20 protein-coding genes are annotated in these 21209 nt (G+C 39.9%); 10 read left to right on the forward strand and 10 right to left on the reverse strand.

Annotation, left to right across the window (positions count from 1 at the left end; genetic code table 11):
* Positions 1 to 89: 89 nt before the first annotated feature.
* The 3 genes from BM107_RS11635 to BM107_RS11645 all read right to left on the reverse strand — a co-directional run bounded on the left by BM107_RS11635 (position 90) and on the right by BM107_RS11645 (position 1309).
* Positions 90 to 293, reverse strand: a complete 204-nt coding sequence (locus BM107_RS11635; RefSeq protein WP_090983468.1) for a hypothetical protein — start codon at positions 291 to 293, stop codon at positions 90 to 92.
* A gap of 64 nt (positions 294 to 357) precedes the next feature.
* Positions 358 to 678, reverse strand: coding sequence for a DMT family transporter (locus tag BM107_RS11640; protein WP_090983470.1), 321 nt, complete (start codon positions 676 to 678; stop codon positions 358 to 360).
* 64 nt (positions 679 to 742) lie between these two features.
* Entirely contained in the window at positions 743 to 1309 is a 567-nt protein-coding gene (locus BM107_RS11645; RefSeq protein WP_090983472.1) for a Crp/Fnr family transcriptional regulator, read from the reverse strand.
* 189 nt (positions 1310 to 1498) lie between these two features.
* Here BM107_RS11645 and BM107_RS11650 point away from each other — a divergent pair, with 189 nt between their 5' ends.
* Together BM107_RS11650 and BM107_RS11655 are read left to right on the forward strand one after the other, a co-directional pair.
* A complete protein-coding gene (locus BM107_RS11650; RefSeq protein ID WP_090983474.1) occupies positions 1499 to 1861 on the forward strand; it encodes a DUF6249 domain-containing protein in 363 nt (120 codons plus the stop codon).
* 12 nt (positions 1862 to 1873) lie between these two features.
* On the forward strand, positions 1874 to 2971 hold the full coding sequence (locus BM107_RS11655) for a serine hydrolase domain-containing protein (protein WP_244278798.1): 1098 nt from the start codon (positions 1874 to 1876) through the stop codon (positions 2969 to 2971).
* Positions 2972 to 3004: 33 nt separating this feature from the next.
* Here the strand turns inward: BM107_RS11655 and BM107_RS11660 are convergent, their stop codons facing one another.
* From BM107_RS11660 to BM107_RS11670, 3 genes are read right to left on the reverse strand one after another with little or no spacing between them, the layout of a single operon-like run.
* Entirely contained in the window at positions 3005 to 3427 is a 423-nt protein-coding gene (locus tag BM107_RS11660) for a hotdog fold thioesterase (protein ID WP_090983478.1), read from the reverse strand.
* Complete coding sequence (locus tag BM107_RS11665) at positions 3417 to 3926, reverse strand: DinB family protein (protein WP_090983480.1); 510 nt, start codon at positions 3924 to 3926, stop codon at positions 3417 to 3419. Before BM107_RS11665 ends, BM107_RS11660 begins: the two co-directional genes overlap by 11 nt.
* Positions 3907 to 5115, reverse strand: a complete 1209-nt coding sequence (locus BM107_RS11670) for a sensor histidine kinase (RefSeq protein WP_090983482.1) — start codon at positions 5113 to 5115, stop codon at positions 3907 to 3909. The genes BM107_RS11665 and BM107_RS11670 overlap by 20 nt, the downstream gene beginning before the upstream one ends.
* A gap of 138 nt (positions 5116 to 5253) precedes the next feature.
* Here BM107_RS11670 and gltX point away from each other — a divergent pair, with 138 nt between their 5' ends.
* From gltX to BM107_RS11710, 8 genes are all read left to right on the forward strand, one after another.
* Entirely contained in the window at positions 5254 to 6762 is a 1509-nt protein-coding gene (gene gltX / locus BM107_RS11675; protein WP_090983484.1) for a glutamate--tRNA ligase, read from the forward strand.
* Between the two features lie 238 nt (positions 6763 to 7000).
* Positions 7001 to 7843 carry a KPN_02809 family neutral zinc metallopeptidase gene (gene ypfJ / locus BM107_RS11680; RefSeq protein ID WP_090983486.1) on the forward strand — a complete coding sequence of 281 codons (843 nt, stop codon included), beginning with the start codon at positions 7001 to 7003 and terminating at the stop codon, positions 7841 to 7843.
* A gap of 103 nt (positions 7844 to 7946) precedes the next feature.
* The gene (locus tag BM107_RS11685; protein ID WP_090983488.1) at positions 7947 to 9080 is read left to right on the forward strand and encodes a sensor histidine kinase; all 1134 of its coding nucleotides are present in this window, start codon (positions 7947 to 7949) and stop codon (positions 9078 to 9080) included.
* Positions 9081 to 9099: 19 nt separating this feature from the next.
* Positions 9100 to 12684, forward strand: a complete 3585-nt coding sequence (locus BM107_RS11690; protein ID WP_090983490.1) for a response regulator — start codon at positions 9100 to 9102, stop codon at positions 12682 to 12684.
* Between the two features lie 12 nt (positions 12685 to 12696).
* The gene (locus BM107_RS11695) at positions 12697 to 13068 is read left to right on the forward strand and encodes a response regulator (protein ID WP_090983492.1); all 372 of its coding nucleotides are present in this window, start codon (positions 12697 to 12699) and stop codon (positions 13066 to 13068) included.
* A 6-nt stretch (positions 13069 to 13074) separates the two neighbouring features.
* Positions 13075 to 13890, forward strand: coding sequence for a CheR family methyltransferase (locus tag BM107_RS11700; protein ID WP_244278802.1), 816 nt, complete (start codon positions 13075 to 13077; stop codon positions 13888 to 13890).
* The gene (locus BM107_RS11705) at positions 13875 to 14459 is read left to right on the forward strand and encodes a chemotaxis protein CheB (protein ID WP_090983496.1); all 585 of its coding nucleotides are present in this window, start codon (positions 13875 to 13877) and stop codon (positions 14457 to 14459) included. Before BM107_RS11700 ends, BM107_RS11705 begins: the two co-directional genes overlap by 16 nt.
* An 18-nt stretch (positions 14460 to 14477) precedes the next feature.
* A complete protein-coding gene (locus BM107_RS11710; RefSeq protein ID WP_186462305.1) occupies positions 14478 to 14843 on the forward strand; it encodes a response regulator in 366 nt (121 codons plus the stop codon).
* Positions 14844 to 14960: 117 nt separating this feature from the next.
* On the opposite strand, the gene BM107_RS11715 is transcribed toward BM107_RS11710, so the two are convergent.
* The 4 genes from BM107_RS11715 to BM107_RS11730 form a co-directional block, all read right to left on the reverse strand.
* Positions 14961 to 15917 (reverse strand): DUF3137 domain-containing protein, encoded by a 957-nt coding sequence (locus BM107_RS11715; protein WP_090983498.1) that lies wholly within the window; start codon positions 15915 to 15917, stop codon positions 14961 to 14963.
* Positions 15917 to 16474, reverse strand: coding sequence for a LemA family protein (locus BM107_RS11720; RefSeq protein WP_090983500.1), 558 nt, complete (start codon positions 16472 to 16474; stop codon positions 15917 to 15919). The genes BM107_RS11715 and BM107_RS11720 overlap by 1 nt, the downstream gene beginning before the upstream one ends.
* A 50-nt stretch (positions 16475 to 16524) precedes the next feature.
* The gene (locus tag BM107_RS11725) at positions 16525 to 18339 is read right to left on the reverse strand and encodes a hypothetical protein (protein ID WP_090983502.1); all 1815 of its coding nucleotides are present in this window, start codon (positions 18337 to 18339) and stop codon (positions 16525 to 16527) included.
* Positions 18340 to 18405: 66 nt separating this feature from the next.
* On the reverse strand, positions 18406 to 20193 hold the full coding sequence (locus tag BM107_RS11730) for an AsmA family protein (RefSeq protein WP_090983504.1): 1788 nt from the start codon (positions 20191 to 20193) through the stop codon (positions 18406 to 18408).
* Between the last annotated feature and the right edge of the window lie 1016 nt (positions 20194 to 21209).

Consider the following 21209-nt stretch of genomic DNA (forward strand, 5'->3'; position numbering starts at 1 on the left):
GAGACAAATAATCAGAATAGTCTTTTTTTTATGGAAACGAAAGGGCAGTGTTTTATTGGGGATTGCAGCCCTGCTGTTCGCTGTAGCCCTCATTCTTCGGGGCTGCCGCTGCCATCAGGTTTAGGAACAGTGTTTCTGCACCTCGAAACCTCAAAAATGAAATCCTGTCTTTGCCAATTAGCCCTGGGTGCAGCGGTACCCTGCAGGCTGAGGTACGAAGCCGAAGCGTACAAGCGGAACACGGGAATTACGTTATTTATTGCACAATCATTGCGCTCCAAAAAGATAATCATACGGTGAAACTTGGGAAATTTGTTTTTGCGCTTGCCAGATAAACTCCGGAAGTTGAGCTGTCTGCTAATGCGAGGCGAAAAATTTTAACCCGGCAATGGATCCAATAAGGGTGCAGATAAAAAATATCCGCCAAAAGGTTGCGGGTTCATTGAAGTATAAAATCCCGATGATGACCGTTCCTACAGCACCAATACCGGTCCAAACGGCGTAGGCTGTTCCCATGGGTAAAGTTTGGCTTGCTTTATTGAGCAATAAAAAACTTAAGGTTATACATACAAAAAAAGCTGCGCTCCATTTTATACTCGAAAAATTGTTCGATAATTTAAGGCAGGTAGTAAAGCCAACCTCAAAAAGGCCGGCAATAATGAGAATTATCCAGTTCATGATAAATGTGTTTCTGCAAATTTAAGTCGCGTTGAGCAGGCAACATTTTACAAATGTTAAAAAATCATTGATGTGTCGCCCTTATTCGGCTCAATGTCACCTGTGTTACACCCAGATAGGAAGCAATATGTTTTAAGGCCACTCTTTTAATCAGTTCGGGAGATTGTGCTGCAAATTCATGGTAACGTAGTGCAGCACCTTTAAAAGCCCGGTCTATGAGTCTCCTTTCCGTTGCAATGAGTTCCTGTTCGGCAATTTTTCGGCCCCAATTGGCTATCTCGATGTTTTGCCTGTAGAGCATAAAGAGATCGGCAAGTTTAATCCTGATTAATGTGCTATTGGTTAAAAGTTCGATATTCTCATAACCGGGACTATTGTTAATATAACTGTTGAACGAAAAAAGAACCGAACCGCTTTCGCCAAACCAAAAGGTAATCTGTTGGTTTTCGCCATCACTATAGGCCCGGGCAATGCCACTTTGAAGTATATAAAAATATGGTTCTACTTTATCAGCATAAATGATTGTGGTACCTTTAGGATATTGTACACACGCCATGTGATGGCTGAGCTCGACCCAAGCATCATTACTTAAAGCGCTAAAAAGTGGTATATCTCTGAGCTGTTCAATCAAAATAAGAAGATTTATTACAAAAATAGAAATGTTTCTAAGTTTGCTGCCTTAGGTTTGGTAATAATAAAGATCTGCTGATTGACTATTTTTTAACCTATAGTGTAACCTGATTAAAAATCATGTAGTCATAATACACAGAACACGGTTCGGTTTAAATAATATCCTATTAACATATTAAAAATTATCATTATGAGCGGTATATTAGTTCCCATCTCACTTTTTTTAGGCGGATTTGCCATGGCATTTGGAATCCGTTATTTATCAAACAAGGAGAAAATGGCCATGATTGAGCGTGGAATCAATCCTGGGGTCGGTAAATCGGCACCTAAACCTTATTTGAGTTTAAAGTTCGGTTTGTTGCTTGTAGGCTTAGGTATTGGCCTGCTCGTGGCCCTTACACTAGTAAGAAATATGTTTAGCGGCGAGATGACAGATGCAGAAACCTCGCAGGCTGTAGCGGTTTATTTTGGCTGCCTGGGTGTTTTTGGCGGCTTAGGTTTGATTATTTCTTTTGTGGTGGAGAAGAAAGCGATTGAAAAAGATAAATTCTAGTCAATTTTAATCGTGAAAAGAAAAAATATCAGGGTACTGTGTGGCCTTTTATCCATACTAACCTCCTGCATGTTCTGGCCTGTAGCTACAAATGCCCAAAAGCTGAATGGTCAGATTGATAGTCTGATCAAGAGGGTAATAACCGATCAGCAGGGACCCGGAGGTGTATTTATGGTTGCTCAGAAAGGAAAAGTTCTTTATCAAAAAGCTTTTGGCAAAGCCAATATTGAACTTGGGGTAGACCTGGCTCCTGAAGATGTTTTCCAATTGGGCTCTATGACCAAACAGTTTACGGCAATATCGGTGCTGCTTTTGGAGCAACAGAGTAAATTAAAGGTAAGCGATTCCATTTCAAAATACATACCCGATTATCCAGCTGGAAATAAAATTACGATACACCATTTACTTACCCATACTTCGGGAATTAAAGATTTTACCAAAATGAAATCGCTTGCCGGTATTGCCCAAAGGGAAATGACACCTAAAATGATGGTCGATTTTTTTAAGGATGAGCCTGTTGACTTTGCTCCAGGAGAGCGTTTTGAATATAATAATTCGGGCTATGTATTGCTAGGCTACCTAATTGAACTCATTTCTGGTGAACAATATGCAGATTTTATTCAGCATCACATTTTTGATCAGCTCGGTATGAGCCATTCTTATTACGCCAGCGATAGGCAGATCATTAAAAACCGTGCTTATGGATACCAGAAGAAAGAAAATGCTTATGTAAACAAAACGGCGATTAATTTTAGCGTACCCTTCGCATCGGGGTCTTTAATGTCTACCCTGGCCGATCTGTTGAAATGGCAAAATGCACTGATCCAAAATAAACTGTTAAATACAGCAGAAACAAATAAGGCCTTTTCGCCCTATAAATTAAATAACGGTACATTATTTAATTATGGTTATGGCTGGCACCTAAAGGTGTTGGAAGGTTTGCCGGTAGCCGCACATGGCGGAAGTATATTTGGGTTCAAAAGCATGGGTGTTTATGTGCCTGGTAAAGATATTTATGTGGTTGGGCTTACCAACTGTGATTGTAATTCGCCAACCTTACTTACCGAAAATATAGCGCGCCTGGCGATCATGCATTTAATTAAAAAGTAACTAAGAACAACTGCCGGCAGTTTAGCTGCTTTCCTATTGCGGTTTATTAATAATCGCTACGGTTAGCCTGCTAATGCAGTTCATTTTACCACGCTCATCGTAAATTTTTATCTCCCAAACGTGGGTTTTGGCTCCTATATGCAGGGGTTTGCAAATGCCTTTAACCAAACCGTTTTTTACCGGCCGTAAATGGTTGGCATTTACTTCTAAGCCAACAGCAGCGTATTTATCAGGGTTAATGCACATATACGACGCAATACTGCCCAGCGTTTCTGCCAAAACCACCGAGGCACCACCATGTAAAATGCCGGCAGGCTGGTGTGTACGTTCATCAACGGGCATGGTTCCGGTAATAAAGTCTTCGCCGATTTCGGTAAAGCGGATATCGAGCAGTCCGCCTAAATGATTTTTAGGACGGCTGTTCAGCTCATCAACTGTAAAGTTTTTAAACCACATGGTAACGTTCTTTTAAAATAGAAATATGGTGGATAATGTGGCCACCGGCAATAAACAAAATCGATTTTACATTAATTTCCCTGCCTGAGGCAATACCTTTTCTGTTGAGTTCTTCTTCGTTCAAAGATTTAAAAAGATATAAGTTAGCGTTACGCAGCGTGATAAACTCTTCGATCAGGTCTTCCAGATCACGTTGGGCAAAGCGGGCATTCAGCACATAGTCATCTTCTTCGAAACCTGGTAAAGGCTGCTGTTCTTTCCGGGCAAAACAGGTAATGCGGTAAGCAAAAACGCGTTCAGTATCAATAATATGGCCTAACATTTCTTTGAGCGTCCACTTACCTTCGGCGTAAGCATAATCAGCTTTATCGGCGTTCGCCCTGAACAAAGCCGGAAGGCTTTTGGTCTGATCGCTTAAAATCTCGAAAATATCACCATTAACTTTACTGATGTAGGTTTCGCCCCAGGCGGGATATTCATTAGGCTGTGGTCGGTTCATATCTTAAGCTGCTTTTTAATATTATTCTAAAAGTGGTGCCTTTGCCCAGTTCAGATTCTTTTACAAAAATTTCGCCACTGTGGTAATTTTCCACAATCCGTTTGGTAAGCGATAAACCCAGGCCCCAGCCACGTTTTCGGGTGGTATAACCAGGTTGAAAAACCGCATCGAACTTAGACCTTGGTATACCTTTTCCGGTATCGCTTACATCTATAAAAACCTGTTCTTTGGCTAAATTTTCTACAATGTTGATGGAAATTGAACCTTCATTTTCAATGGCGTTCGCTGCATTTTTAAGCAGATTCTCAATTACCCAATCAAACAATGGAACGTTCAACATGGCCCGTACCTGTTCATCGCCGGTAATGCTAAATTTAACCTTATCTGATGTACGCACTTTGAAATAACGGATAAAATCACTTACTACGATGTAAACGGTATGGTCTTCAAGTATAGGTTTTGAGCCGATTTTGGAGAAACGATCGGTTATGATTTCCAATCGCTTAATGTCGTTTTCCATTTCAGCAATCAGCGGATCATCTTCTGCATCAAATTTAGATTTCATCAGTTCTGTCCAGGCCATAAGTGATGATATCGGTGTACCCAACTGGTGTGCCGTTTCCTTGGCCAAACCTACCCAAACATGATCCTGTTCGTCTTTCCGTGCAGAACTGAATGCAGCATAAGCAGTTAAAAGAAAAAGAAAGATAACACCCATCTGGATGTATGGAAAATACCTCAGCTGAGTTAGAATGAACGAGTCGCGGTAGTAAGCCTTGAATTTCCGGCCAAAAATATTCATTTCGTCAGGCGGATGCTGGGCTTTCATTTGCCTTAACTGGCGTACAAAATATAAACTATCGTAAGTAAGTTTGGTATCTGCAACAGGGTAATTGGTTTTAGTACTGTCTAAACCAAAAAAAGAAGTAATCATTCCGGCAGAATCAATCATGATTACAGGGGTTTTTGTGTTTTTTCTAACGGTTTCTACCACATCGCGGTAATCATCATTATCATAAAGAAACATGGCCCGTTCCTGGATCCTTACCCAAAGGTGAAACTGGTTTGCCTCTTCACGTTCCATTTTTTTTACAAAAGAATCAGTATAAAACACTGAAGCAATGCCAATTAAGATGGCAAAAATGAGAAGGAAAAACTTCCAGCGGCGTTTCTTTTGATAAGGATTCATGCTTTAGCTAGCCAAATTACAATAACAAAACGAAAAAAACAGAAAAAACATATCTTTGTACTGAGCATAGTGCGTTGCGCTTTGAGCATGGATTGCACCATGGCTCTAAGCTAATAACTCCCTGCTCTTTGCTTAATCATGGATAAGAAAGTTAGAGTAAGATTTGCCCCAAGCCCAACCGGAGGTTTGCATTTAGGCGGTGTGCGCACTGCCCTGTTTAATTATTTGTTTGCCAAAAAAAATAATGGAACTTTTGTACTGAGAGTAGAAGATACCGATCAAAACCGCTTTGTGGAAGGCGCAGAACAATATATTGTAAACTGTTTGAATTGGTGCGGCATTACACCAGACGAAAGCCCAGATCATCCAGGGGTTTATGGACCGTACCGCCAAAGCGAACGCAAAGCCAGCTACCGCAAATTTGCAGAACAGTTGATTAGTGATGGTTATGCCTACTACGCTTTTGATACCCCTGAAGATTTGGATGCCAAACGCAAAGAGATTCCAAATTTCCAGTATGGGCAGGCCACACGCATGCAGATGCGTAATTCTTTAACCCTTACCGTAAGTGAAGTTGAAGAGTTATTGGCTGCTAAAACACCGCATGTTATCCGCATTAAGGTGCCAGGTGATGAAATAGTACATTTTAATGATTTGATCCGTGGTGACGTAAGTTTCGAAACGGCTTTGGTTGATGATAAAGTTTTGTTAAAAGCTGATGGAATGCCAACCTATCACCTGGCCGTTGTGGTTGATGATAAGGCAATGGAAATCAGTCATGCTTTTAGGGGAGAAGAATGGTTACCTTCTGCACCGGTACATATCCTGCTTTGGAAATATTTAGGTTGGGAAACCGATATGCCGCAATGGGCACACTTGCCTTTGATCTTAAAGCCAGATGGACATGGAAAATTAAGCAAACGCGATGGGGACCGCTTGGGTTTCCCGGTTTATGCCATGAACTGGACCGATCCTAAAACCGGTGATGTAACCAGGGGATTTAAAGAAATGGGTTTTATGCCCGAAGCTTTCATTAATATGCTGGCCCTTTTAGGCTGGAATGACGGTACGGATCAGGAACTATTTTCGTTAAAAGAACTGGAAGAAAAATTCTCGATAGAAAGAATTAGTAAAGCAGGCGCTAAATTCGATTTTGAAAAAGCGAAATGGTATAACCATGAGTGGATTAAAGCGGAGAACGCTGAACGCTTAGCGCCAAGCGTAAAAACGGAGCTCAAAAATGCAGGTATTGAAATTAAAGATGATGCTTTTTTACATACTATTATCGACCTGATTAAAGATCGCTGTACTTTATTGCCTGATTTTTTAGCGCAGAGCGGTTACTTCTTTGTTTCACCTGCAGAATATGATGTGAATTCAGTTAAACCTAAATGGACAGCTGAAAAGGCTGAGTTCTTTAATAGTTTCGCTGCAGGTTTAACCTTAACAGATGCCGGCTCTGCAGAAGCAGCCTTTAAAGTTCTTGCTGAAGAAAAAGGCTTTAAACCCGGAGAATTGATGCTTCCATTCCGTATTATGCTGGTGGGTGGTAAATTTGGTCCGGGCGTTTTTGATATTGCAGTACTGTTGGGCGTGGCCGAAACTCAGGCAAGAATAGCTAAAGCGATAGCTGTTTTTAACGCATAACGCATAATATTGTTAGGTGTATCCAGAGAAGTCGAGTTTTTTGAAACTTGACTTCTTTTTTTATATTCTACAGCAACCTGGCGATGTCTATTAGATAAAACCAGTTACTTTGCCCCAATCCAGAAAGCGGACTTCTGTTATCGCCACAACCCCAAAGGATAATCAAAAAAATAATTTATACTTTAGCATAACAATTCGCCCACAATTAAGGTTTATTCAGAAAACTAAAAGATAGACTATGCAATGGTTTGGTAAAGGCAGTAATAATGTAGAAGACGGCAGGAGTGGCGGAGGAGGAAAAACCATCCTCGGCGGTGGTGTAGGTATCATAATTGTGGTGCTAGGCCTGATTTTTGGTAAAGATCTAACCGGCTTGGTGGGCCAGATTCCCGCTACCACAGGTACTGAAGAAGTTAAGCAGGGTGTGCCTGCAAACGATCCACAGGCACAGTTTGTAGCAGGTGTGTTAGAATCAACAGAGCAGGTGTGGGATAAAGAATTTCAGACAATGGGCAGGCAATATGAATATCCTAAGCTTAGGTTGTTTAGAGATGCAGTGCAAACAGCCTGCGGAAATGCCAGCGCTAATGTTGGACCATTTTATTGCCCGGGCGACCATAAAGTGTATATCGATTTATCATTTTACGATGATTTAAAGAACCGTTTCGGCGCTGCCGGAGATTTTGCACAAGCTTATGTAATTGCGCATGAGGTTGGCCATCATGTTCAGAATTTATTGGGAATTTCGGAGAAACTAGACCAGGCGCGTGGACAGGTTAGCGAAAAGGAGTATAACCGCTTATCAGTAAAATTAGAATTGCAGGCCGATTTCTTTGCCGGACTTTGGGCACATCATGCTCAAAACCTTAAAGATTTTAAATTGGAAGAGGGCGATATTGAAGAAGCATTAACAGCCGCCAACGCCATTGGCGATGATAAATTGCAAAAACAGGCTACCGGCGAAGTGAAGCCAGATTCTTTTACCCACGGTACCTCTGCCCAACGGATGTATTGGTTTAAAAAGGGTTTCGAAACAGGAGATATAAAACAGGGCGATACCTTTAATTCAAATAATTTGTAAAAAATTAAAACTTTTTTAAAACCCGGCTGTTTGTTTACAGTTATAGAGATTTTATCTTTAAACCAAACATAATTATCCCGGCTTCTTATTTTTTTTAATCAAGATGATCCTTATAGTTGATGACAGGCCAGAAAACCTGATCTCCTTACAGAAAGTACTCCAGGCACACAATTTTGAGGTTGATACCGCATCATCTGGTGAGGAAGCGCTTAAAAAAGTTTTAAAGAACAACTATGTCCTGATTATTTTAGATGTACAAATGCCAGATATGGACGGCTTCGAGGTAGCTGAAGCTATTTCGGGTTTTAGCAAGGCAAAAGATACGGCCATCATATTTCTCTCGGCCGTAAATACAGAGTTGAAATTCATTACAAAGGGATATCTTAGCGGTGGATTGGATTATATTACCAAGCCGGTTGATATTAATGTCCTGCTCCTGAAAATAAAAACGTTTTACCGTATTTACGAACAGAATAGAAAGCTTAATGAGGTGCAGGAAAAGCTGCTTGAAGAAATTGAATTCAGAAAGCAGGCAGAACATAAAAAGGACGAATTCATTAGTATTGCCAGCCACGAACTAAAAACACCTTTAACCAGTGTAAAGGGCTATATCCAGCTACTGCAAAGGAGCCTTAAGAGGGATGATAAAGCTGTTGCGCAAAACCATCTCGAAAAAGCCAGTATCCAGCTCGAAAAGTTGAACGAATTAATTGTCGATCTGCTCGATATCTCGAAAATCGAAAGCGGAAAGATGAAATTTAATATGAAACCTTTTTGTGCAGATAATATGGTAAATAATGCCATTGAGATGTTGCAGCAATCTAATCCCGACTTTAAAATCAGCAAACTGGGCCAAACTGATGAAATGATTTTTGGTGATGAAATGCGGCTGGAACAGGTGGTGATTAATTTTATTACCAATGCCATTAAATATGCTCCGGGAACCGACCAGGTTAATGTAACCGTGAATATTAAAGATGAGAAACTTTACGTGGCTGTAAAAGATTTTGGTATTGGTATTTCAAAAGAACAGCAACAAAAGATTTTTGATAAATTTTATCGGGTAGAAGAAAACAGCAACCGGTTTAACGGTCTGGGGATTGGCTTATACATCTGTTCAGAAATCATAAACCGCCATGGCGGCACTATAGGTGTAAACAGTGTGCCGGATGAAGGTTCTGAATTTTATTTCATCATTCCGACTACAGAAGAAGAAATCCTCAAAAATCAAATCTAATTATCCTTAATCCACATTAATGAAAACAACTCTTAAAAGTAATTTGCGTTTAGGTCTCGGCTTATCGCTCATTATTCTATTTATCAGTTCCCTGGCTTCTTACATAAGCATTGGCAACCTGATTAAAAGCACTGAACTGGTTAAACGCAGTGATGAGGTAATTTTGAATGCTGAAAGTATTATATCGTATTTAAAAGATGCCGAAACTGGCCAGCGAGGTTTTTTATTAACAGGAAATAAGGTTTTTTTAACGCCATATTATGGTGCAAGTGATTCGGCTGCATCACTATTAAAAAAAGTTGAATTTATCACCAGAGACAATCGAGTTCAACAAAAGAATATAGCCGCACTAAAAAATATCCTTTTCAAGCGAATGGGGATCATTAAATCCACTATAGAAATTAAAACTTTAGGTGGTGCTATTGATCCAACAGTTTTGTTTCAGGGCAAATTTTATATGGATGATGCCAGGGCCATTGTAAGCAAAATGGTTGCCGAAGAGAAAAGATTACTGGAAGAAAGAACCAACGAACTGAATAAACTTACCTCATATACGCCCATCCTGATTTTAATTGCGGCGCTTCTTGCCATTTTGATCACCTTGTTTTTCTACCGGAGGGTATCAATCGACTTTGATGAACGTGTTAAACTTCAGCAGGAAATTGAAGATAAAAAATACGAGATGGAGAAACGCATCGCCGCCATCAAGGAAATTGCGGTTCAGATTTCTAACGGTAATTATGGCGTAAAGCTCGATAATCAAAGCCAGGATGATATTGGCGAACTTTCCGAATCGTTGAATACCATGTCATTGTCGTTAAAAAAATCTTTTGATGCATTAGAAGAGAATGAGTGGTTGCAAACGGGGGTAGCCAACTTAAACGTGAAAATGGTTGGCGAAAAAGACGTTTTTCATCTGGCAGAAGACATTGTGGAGTTTCTGGCCAATTATACCAATAGCCAGATTGGCGCCATTTATTTATTTAAGGATGATGGATACCTGCATTTAAAAGGACAATATGCACTACAGGGGCAAAATTTAGCCCAAACCTTAGAGTTAGGCCAGGGTTTAATTGGCCAGGCGGTTAAATCTGGCAAGCCCATATTGCTGAATGATGTTCCTCAAAACGAACTAACCATTACGCATGCTACCGGAAAGATTAAACCTGCGCAGGTAATCGTATTGCCTATCATTAGAAATGAAATTTCGATAGGAGGGTTAGAACTAGGTACCATTGCTCAATACAGTGAGCTGCAATTGCATTTCCTGAATTTGATTTTATCTGATATAGGTACCGCTTTACTCGGTGCACAGAACAGGTTTAAGTTGCAGCAATTGTTAGAGGAAACGCAGGCGCAATCAGAAGAGTTGCAGGTGCAGCACAACGAGCTGGAAGGTTTAAATGCAGAACTCGAAGCGCAGGCACAGAAACTTCAGGCCAGCGAGGAAGAATTACGTGTACAGCAGGAAGAGCTGTTGCAGAGTAACCAGGAGCTTGAAGAGAGAAGTAGCTTACTAGAGGAAAAAAATGAACTGATTGAAGAAAGAAATATTGAGATCCAGCAAAAAGCAGAAGCTTTAGAGCTAAGTACAAGGTATAAATCAGAGTTTCTGGCCAACATGTCGCACGAGTTAAGAACACCGCTCAACTCCATATTGTTGTTATCAAGATTAATGGCCGAAAATGAGGCTATGGATCCTGAACATCAGGAATATGCATCGGTTATTCAAAGCTCCGGTCAAGGGCTGTTGAGTTTAATAGACGAAATTTTAGACCTTTCTAAAATTGAGGCAGGCAAAATGGAACTCGATCGTACCAATGTTAAGGTTGATGATATCGTTTCCGGTATGCGTTCATTGTTTAATCCCGTGGCCAGGGATAAAAACCTGAACTTCATTATTGAAAAATCGGCCGCGGTTCCTGAATTTTTCCATACTGATAGAATGCGCTTAGAGCAGATCATTAAAAACCTGCTTTCAAATGCCATCAAATTCACTACAGCAGGTTCGGTAACCTTAAATGTTAGTACAAATGAAAAATTAGGCGCACTGGTATTTAAAGTTACTGATACCGGTGTAGGCATTGCACCCGAAAAGCAGGGTATGATATTCGAAGCTTTTCAACAGGCCGATGGTTCCACGCGCCGTAAGTTTGGTGGTACAGGCCTTGGGCTTTCCATCAGCAGAGAGCTGGCTAAGCTGTTGGGCGGATACATCGATTTAAAGAGTGCAGAAGGCAAAGGAAGTGTTTTTACGCTTACGCTGCCAATTGATAAAAATAAAGGCTTTGAAGGAGTAGTACCCCAAACCGAGAAACCGGTAACGGCTTTCGAAACTCCGGTAAAAAAAGTAACCCATTTAACGGTTGGAAATATTCCGCAAGAGATTGAGGATGACCGTAATGATATAGGGCCGGATGATAAAGTGATTTTAATTGTGGAAGACGACACTCCTTTTGCCAAAACACTTTTAGATTTCACAAGGAAACGAAACTATAAGGGGCTGGTTGCCGTGCGTGGCGACCAGGGCATTGAAATGGCAAAAACATTTAAACCGCTGGCCATTTTGCTTGATATCCAACTGCCTGTTAAAGATGGCTGGCAGGTAATGGAGGAGCTTAAATCGGATCCTGATACACGCCCGATTCCGGTGCATATCATGTCTTCTTTGCAGGTAAAGAAAGAAAGTTTGTTAAAAGGTGCGGTTGATTTTATCAATAAACCTTTTGCGTTTGAACACATGCAAGAGATATTTTCAAAACTTGAGCACGCTTTAACCCGTTATCCTAAAAAAGTCCTTATTGTAGAAGAAAATGAACAGCATGCCAAGGCACTAAGTTATTTTCTAAGCAATTTCAATATCCAAACGGAGATAGTTAACCAGGTAAACGAAGGCGTTTCTGCTTTGCATAAGCCAGAGGTCAACTGTGTGATTCTGGATATGGGCATTCCAGATAAACATGCTTACGAAACACTTGAAGTGGTTAAGCAAACGCCTGGCCTGGAAAATTTGCCTATTATCATTTTTACCGGCAAAAACCTGTCAAAAGGTGAGGAAAACCGGATCAAACAATATGCTGATTCAATCGTGGTAAAAACGGCGCATTCCTATCAGCGTATTTTGGATGAGGCTGGCCTGTTTCTTCATTTGGTAGAAGAAAAAAGTAAAGATAAAAATAAAGCCCCTAAAAAGTTTTCTGAACTGCAGGATGTACTGGTTGGTAAAACCGTTCTGATCGCGGATGATGATGTGCGTAATATATTTTCCTTAACCAAAATGTTAGAGCAGCACCAGATGAAAGTGGTAGCGGCCATCGATGGAAAAGAAGCCCTTAAACTTTTAAATGAAAATCCTGAAATTGATGTAGTTCTAATGGATATGATGATGCCGGAAATGGATGGTTACGAAACCACGACAGCCATCAGGCAGAATATCAAATACCGCAACCTGCCAATTTTAGCCGTTACCGCAAAGGCGATGATGGGTGATCGTGAAAAATGCATTGCTGCCGGTGCATCCGATTACATCAGCAAACCGGTAGATATGGATCAGTTGATATCGTTATTAAGGGTTTGGCTATACGAAAATCATCATACATCATAAACCATTGTAAATATGCCTCAAAAATTAATTCTCATCATTGATGATGATAACCGAAACATTTTTGCTTTAAAAGCTGTTTTAAAGGCCAAAGGTTTTGAATGTTTATCTGCAATAAGTGCGCAGGATGGCTTTTCCGTTTTAGAGAAGCATGATCATGTGGACATTGTGTTAATGGATATGATGATGCCGGATATGGATGGTTATCAGGCAATTGCAGTCATGAAAAAATCAGCTAAAATGAAGGATATACCTGTATTGGCAGTAACTGCTCAGGCCATGGTTGGCGATAAAGAGCGCTGCCTGAGTGCGGGTGCATCAGGTTATGTTTCCAAACCGATAAACGTTGACGAATTATTAAAGCAAATAGAAAATTTTACGAAATAGCAGGTGATAAGTGATGTGATAGATAACGAACAGGTAGAAATCCTGTTGAATGATGTTTTGGAAAATCATGGTTACGATTTTCTGGAATACTCTCCTGCATCAATAAAAAGAAGGATTATACGCCTTTACGGTCTGGATAATTTTGTAAGTTTCGCCGAATTTCGTTATACAGTTAAAACGGATAAACAATACTTTAAGCGTTTTTTGGAAGAAATCACGGTTAATGTTACCGAAATGTTCCGCGATCCATCTTTTTACAAATCACTACGTAATGATGTATTGCCTGTGCTGGGCACCTATCCGTTTATCCGGATCTGGGTTGCCGGTTGTTCTACCGGTGAAGAAGCTTATTCGCTGGCTATTGTTCTAAAAGAACTTAATTTACTGCATAAATCGCTTATTTACGCTACAGATATCAATCCATCTGTTTTAGAAAAGGCAAAAAAAGGCATGTTTCCTTTAAGTTATCTGAAACAGTATTCTGAAAATTACCTGCAGTCAGGAGGCTTAAAAGATTTCTCGGCTTATTATACGGCTAACTACTCGTTGGCAAAATTTGATGAAAGTTTAAGTAGTAAGATGATCTTTTCTACACATAACCTGGTATCAGATCATTCTTTTAATGAGTTTCAACTCATTTTATGTAGAAATGTATTAATCTATTTTGATAAGGGGTTACAACATAAAGTTTTCAACCTATTCGACAGCAGTATCGAGAAATTGGGCTATCTTGCTCTTGGAAGTAAAGAAAGTTTGGAATTTTGGCCAAAGGCAAGAGAATATAAAAGGGTTAAAATGGAGAAAATATGGCGCAAACTATAGACTCTGCATCTTGTGAGGCATTGATTATTGGAGGCTCAGCCGGTAGTTTAGATGTTTTGCTCGAAATTTTTCCGGCATTACGGAAAGATATCCGTTTTCCTATTGTATTGGTGGTTCACCGTAAGCCAAGTAACGAATCTCTTTTAACCGATTTATTGAAATCGCGTACTACGTTGGCCGTTGGCGAAGCGGAAGAAAAGGAGTTTTTAGCACCTGGTAAGGTTTTTATCGCGCCGGCGGATTATCATATGCTGATAGAAGAGGATCGGAGTATATCTTTGGATTATTCTGAAAAGATTAATTATTCCAGGCCATCTATTGATGTCACCTTTCAGGCTGCAGCTGAGGTTTTTAAAGAAAAATTAGTCTGTATATTGCTTTCAGGATCTAATTCAGATGGGGTAGAAGGATTAAAATGCGTAAATAGTTTTGGCGGTAAAGTGGTTATACAGAATCCTGATACGGCCATCATGCCATATATGCCACAGCAGGCGGCGCTAAATGTGGTTCCAAATATAATATTAGATAGCCGCGATATGGCTGATTATATAAATAAATTAAATGATTAATAACTTTCGGAGGTTAAAATGATAGTTGCAAAAAAAGTATTTGTTTTTGATGATAATAGGGACATCCTTGATCTCTGTACATTTATTTTGGAAGATGCCGGGTATGAAATAAAAACATCCGAAAGCGCCAATAATATAGAAGAACAGGTAGCGGCCTATATGCCTGATTTAATTTTCATGGATAACTGGTTACCTGATCTGGGAGGAATACAGGCTACCAGGGCATTAAAAAGTCATCCTGATTTAAAACATATTCCGGTAATTTATTTTTCGGCCAATAATGATATATCTTCCTTAGCCGATGAAGCTGGTGCAGATAGTTACCTTTCAAAACCATTTGATATTGCTGCATTAGAAGAAATTGTGAAAAAACATTTGAGTTAAGCCTTGTTAACCACAAAGGCTGCAAAAGAAAGTTGCAAAGGTCGCTAAGTAATCTGTTTTTATAATGCTTAGCGTTCTCTGCGTAGAAACTACGCGTTCTTTGCGGTTAAAACATATTTAAGCCTTCCCCCAAATCCTGGTATTCAGATCCAGTTCCTTAACAATATCATACATAAATTTTATGGTGGTAATGTCATTGTTTAAGGCTTCGGCATTAATTAAAGATTTAAAAACCGGGGCTTCAAAATAATTACGGTTCAAAGGGAAAGCGATATACATCCTCGATTCGATGAATGATAAACTAATATCATATTTGGTTTGATGATTGAGGTTTAAGATACGTTCCATCAGTGCCGGTGTTAATATATAGCGCGCCTCTACCTGGTCAGAACCATAAGTGATGAAAGTTTTGTCAAAATCAGAATTTTCCAGCTTTACCACATCGTTTCCACCGAAAGAGAACACATTTTTTGAAAACCAGGCCCCTAGTGCATTGGCAAAGCCCTTGGGGCGTACTATGGTTATGCCGTTGAAGTTTTTGTTAAAATCAGCAGCAAATATAATTCCTCTAAAAATGTCGTGCCACTCCGTTCGCGTTCCGTTTTTGGTTTGGGTGACCGTTTTATATTCAGCATGTACCTCGGCAAAGTAAAACCGGGTTCTATCCGCACATCCGGTTACGAGATCCTCTGTTTTATAACGGTCAGGCTCTTGGGTAAATAATTGAGTGTACATAAACTCCGAAGCTGCTATTCCCTGGTAAGGACTAATTGACAAGCTTTCGTCTAAAAATTTAAGTGCAGCGCCAATTACATTGGTTTTATATTCATTTCGGTAAGCTGTTAAAGAATCGTTGATTTTAAACAACAGAACGCTGCCATATATTAAAGGGATTAAACCAATAATTACACCAGGAACAGGAAAGCCCAGCACAAAACCTAAAAAACAAATTAAAATACCTGCTGCAATAAAAATATAGCCTCTGGTTTGGGTAGCAGCAATTCTTTTGCGTGTTACCTCCATAGTAGCCAACACTTGTTGTAAAGCTACATTATTTGCTATATCGAACAACATTAATGATTAAAGAGTTCTTTTGCACTAATGTTTTTGCGCTCTTCAGCTGCGGTTTCCAAAACTGGAATCGGATGAAAGTTTAACATCCCGGCAAACAAATTGCCCGGAAACATCATAATCGAATTATTGTAATCGGTTACTGAAGCATTATAGGTTCTTCTGGCAGCGGCGATCTGTTCTTCGCTCTCGGTCCAGGTGGTTTGCAGGTTAATAAAATTGGTGTTGGCCTTTAAATCCGGGTAATTTTCAACGTTTACCATTAAGCCTCTTACATTGCTGCTTAATTGCGCATCTAAATCTGCTTTTTCGGCGTTGCTGATATTCGCAGCTCCTGCCTTCGCTCTCAGTTCGACTATTTTGGTTAAAGTTCCCTGCTCATAAGTTGTGTACTGTTTTACCACTTCAACAAGGTTTGGAATAAGGTCGAAACGTTTTTTTAGCATGACATCAATGGCCGAGAAAGCATTTGTTACCTGGTTTTTCTTCCCGATAAGTGAATTGTAAGAAAAAATTCCAGTAAGAAAGATAAATCCGATAATAACGAGGGCAATAATCATAATTTTAGTTTAAGGTTTAGAGCATAAATATAAAAAAAGGTTACAACATGTTATCGCTTTTCATTTTGCTCGCGTTCCCGTTTTATCCTTCGCTCTAACCGTTTTTGTTTCCTTTTTAAATGATTGGCTCGCATGGCCTTGAAATTTGCAATATGTTCACGTACTTCATTTTGCTTTTCTTCGGTAATTCCTATACTGTATTTTATACCAGTAAAAAGGCCCTTCCAGATCATGTGGAAGAAAGAAGCATTGGATGGCCGGCTGTAATTTACATTTACAGGTACCAGCTTGCCGTCTGCACCGGGATTTTCAGATTTGATAATTAAGGCATTGGCTAAAAAAGAAAGAAAACCGCGCGTTACCAGGTGATCCTTTTCGGGATCGTTTTTCATCAGGGCAACAGAAAGGTCGTAATAAGAGAATGCTACCGTTCCTTTTGTACCCGAATCGTTTGCTTTAAAATTGAATTTCAACTGATCTACACTGCCGCGGTTAATGCGAACCAGGCCGAGGGGTTTGGTAATCTGGTTTAAAATCCTTGCATTAAAATTGTGTAAAACCCCGCGGTAGGAAAATGCACCATCTTTGGCAGTAAGGTTGAACATAAAATTTACGTCAAGTTTTCCCTGGCCAAATAAATATGTATTTAAGTTAACTTCCATAATTGGGTTTATGGCCTTAATATTATCCAGGTTGGTGGCATTTTTAATAATTCCTGAGGTATTTTCAAAACTGATACGTCCTCTTTGGTTACTTTCACTGTTAAAAACTGAATAATTGATATTTACATCTTTCAACTGGATTTTCTGTACCAGTATAGGCGCCCTTAAAAGCTGCAAAAGCTGATGTGGAAATTTACCGATTTTATTTTCCTGCGGCTTAGATGGGAGTCCATTTTGGTTAAAAACAGATACAGAGCCATTAGCAATGGCCATTTCTTTTGCCCAAAGCTCCTGCTTACTAATGTACAGCGGCAGGTCTATGCCGTTGAGCATGATATCACGCATGGCAATGTCAAAACGTTCCCTTGCATAACCCGCAATTTTGCCGAATTTCATTTCATCATAAAGCGGAACCAATGCAAAGCTATTTATCCTTAATTTACCCGTTGTAGCCCTAAAATCAAGCTGATCAAGCTTAATGTCGTACATTTTATCAGGTGTATGATAAACATAGTTATTTAAGTTGATCACAATATCTTTCAACAGGTAAAATCGGCTGGGGTCGTCAGCAGAGGTAGAGTCAACCAGTAAATCCGTTAGCGTAATGTTAAGGTCGTCAATATTAAAAGGGACTGAATTTGGTATGTTTTTGTTTACATATTTAAAGCTTATGTCTTTAAAACGAATGGTTTTGATGCTAAATTCCTTCAGGTTTTTGGAAATGATATCATAAGGCGATTTAATGGGTCTTGGTGCCCGCCCCTCGTTAAAATCAAATTGCTGATTAACCATGACTACTTCAGGCTTATCAAATATAATTTCTTCCAGCTGCAGTTTTTTTTCGCGGTACAAGGTTAAGGGGTGGAAGCGTTTTACCACCAGCTTTTTTAAAGAAACCGTATATAAATTGTTTGGCGCTCTTTTTAAGGCGATAAGTTGCCTGAACCGATTGGTGTCAGGCGTTATTCTTACGTTTTGTAAAGTAGCATTCCCCGTAAAAACGTTTGTAGATACTTTGGTAAAGGTGATGGTATATAAACTATCAGTTGATTTATAAAGCAGTGTTTTTATCCTGTCTGTTAAAATGGGACGGGACTTTACATTTAGCAACCAGGCTATACCAGCAAGCACGATAAAAATACCGATTAGTGTACACGTAACCCATTTAAAAACTTTGTAACGGTATCTTTTGGTATCAGGCATTAAAAAAAGAGAGATAGTGTTTTATCAGCAATATACGGTATAAACATATATTTGAAAAACGTAAGATCAATTTTTTTCCCTGCGGGCTTTTCTTGCAGCTTTTCTGTCGGCCCTTTTTTGCTCCCTTATTTTTTTAGCTATTACTTTTTGCTGTTTTACAGGGTTCTTTTCAGGCACAATGCCGACACCTACAATATCCTTTATGCCTACAAACACGGTTTTCCACATCAGGTTAAAAAAGGAGGCAGAGTTGATCCTGGTATTCGTCATGCTGGCTGTTCTCGCTGCTTCGCCTTTTTGTGGATTTTCATCTTTAACCAAAATGGTATTGGCCAGGAAAGACAAAAAGCCTTTTTCCTTAGTTCCCTCACCATCAATATTGTCTGATAGTAGCTTTACTTTCAGATTGGTGTACAGCATGTTCATGGTACCTGTTGCCGATCTTAAATTTCCCTGGGCCTTAAAATCAACATGCTGTATGTTACCGCTTTCTATTTCTACCAAACCCAGTGCTTTGGATAATGGATTTAAATTTTTCATGTCAAATTTACCCAAGCTACCGCTATAGGTAAAAGCGCCATTGTTATCGGTTAAGTTGAAATCGATGTTTACGTCCAGCCTGCCTGTACTCATTAAAAGTGTATTCAAATCCGCCAGCGCATGGTTATTTTTGCTCAATTGCGAACTGTCATTGGTCACATTTAAAATATTTCCGTTTAGTGCTTTAAAGGTTACTGCTCCGGTTTTTTTACTCGCGGGATTAAACTCGGCGTATTTAACATCAATTTTTTTCAGCCTTACCGTATCGATCAGTACAGGCATGTTTAGTCTCTTCAGCGCCATGTGTGGATAGTTGCGGCCTTTATCAAAACCTGGTGGCGGCGGCGATTCGCGGCTCATAAACACTTCAACGTTGGCGGGTCCAATCCTTAACGATTTGGCATATAATTTTTGGTCGGTATTCAGGCCAATAAAGTCTACGCCATTAAATTCTACCTGATCAAAGCTTAAATTATATCGGTCTTTCTGGACCTTGTATTTTTTTGCAAAAGTTAGTTCATTATATAATGGTATAAGTTTAAATCCTTTAACCATTATCTTTTTCGATGAGGTAGAGCCTTTAACGGTATCTACTTTCATGGTGTACATTTTATCTTTCGTTACCGATTTATAACCTGCAATCTGGAATGATACATCTTTTGTATAGTAAAACCGTGTGGTATCATTTCCTGAGAGCGAATCCAGTAAAAAATCATTGATATTAATATCCAGGTGTTTGATCGAATTTTTGGTTTTTGTAGAAGCGGTTTTGTTGATGTAATCGAAATCTGCATCTACAATTTTGATGCTTTTTACGTGTACGGATCTAAAGTTTTGAGAAAGCTGTTCATAAAGTGATTTTTCGTCTTTTATACTGTCGGTTTTTTTGGTTACCTTATTAAAAGACATATTGATAGATGGTTTTTGTAAAAGGATTTCATTTACCTCGATGCGCTTTTTAAAGTAAGCGGTTAGTATGCCAACACGGCTAATCTGTAGTTTCTTTAACCTGAGTTCGAAAACATGCGCAGGGGCCAGTTGTTTTTTCTTCAGGCTGTCAAAAACCGATTCATCTGGTATTAGTGTAACATCGCGCAGGGCCATGCTGCCCGTAATCACGTTTAAGTTAATGCTTTTAAAATCTATCCGATATAGGTGATGGGAACCATTATAAACACCGGCTTTAATTTTTTCAGTCAATATCGGCTTCCATCGGGCGCTTAGGAACATGGCACCAAATGCAACTATCAAAATCAATATGCCGAATATGCTTCCTATCCAGGCCCAAATTTTACTTTTATGCTGCGCTGTCATTTATTGTGGCTTATCGATACGTAACAGCTGGGAGCGCGAAAGGTTTTTTCTTGTTAAGATCCAAAGGAAAAAGATAAAGTGGAATGTTCCTTATTAAATGGTTTTGAAGCGCAAGTATCGCGTAAGTAACATCGTTTGTTCCTTTGCTTCGCTTGTACGCTTTGGCCGTCGTACCTCCCGGCCTGCAGGGTACCGCTTCGCCAAGGGCTAAGATCGTTAGGGCAGTGGAAGGGAAACCCGTCATAGTAGCAGGGGCAGTTGTTAGCTAAACCCGACCGTAGCGGGATGCCACAATTTTTTCAATTGGGGCAGAAGCGGGGGCGGGGCTGCATTCTGCGATTGACACCGAAGCCTCCATTTCCAAAAATATTTTATTCGTTTCATTAGAGACTATTACTTTTTTTGAAGCGCAAGGATCGTAAGCAACATCGATTGTTCCTTTGCTACGCTTTTACGCTTTGGCCGTCGTACCTCCCGGCCTTCAGGATACCGCTTCGCCAAGGGCTAGGATCGCTGGGGGCAGTGGAGGGGAAACCCGTCATAGTAGCGAGGGCAGCTGTTAGCTAAACCCGACCGTAGCGGATGCCACAATTTTTTCAATTGGGGCAGAAGAGGGGGCGGGGCTGCAGTCTTCGATTGACACCGAAGCCTCCATTTCCAAAAATATTTTATTCGTTTCATTAGAGGCTATCAATTTTTTGAAGCGCAAGGACTATGTAAGCAACATCGTTTGTTCCTTTGCTTATACGCTTTGGCCGTCGTACCTCTCGGCCTTCAGGGTACCGCTTCGCCAAGGGCTAGGATCGTTTGGGCAGTGGTTTAAAATTTTTCATAGGAGCAGAAGCGGGGCTGCATCCTGCCATTGACCTCGAAGCCGCCATTTCCAAAAAACACACGCTAACGCGTTTTATCAGAAATTATCAATTTTTTTATGCTTGGTAGCGGATTATAATCCCGACCGGCCTGTTCTTCATAATCGTACTGTAAGAATTTAAACTAAATATGTCAAATTGTCA

Source organism: Pedobacter suwonensis (genome assembly GCF_900111825.1).
In the GTDB taxonomy this organism is placed as follows: domain Bacteria; phylum Bacteroidota; class Bacteroidia; order Sphingobacteriales; family Sphingobacteriaceae; genus Pedobacter; species Pedobacter suwonensis.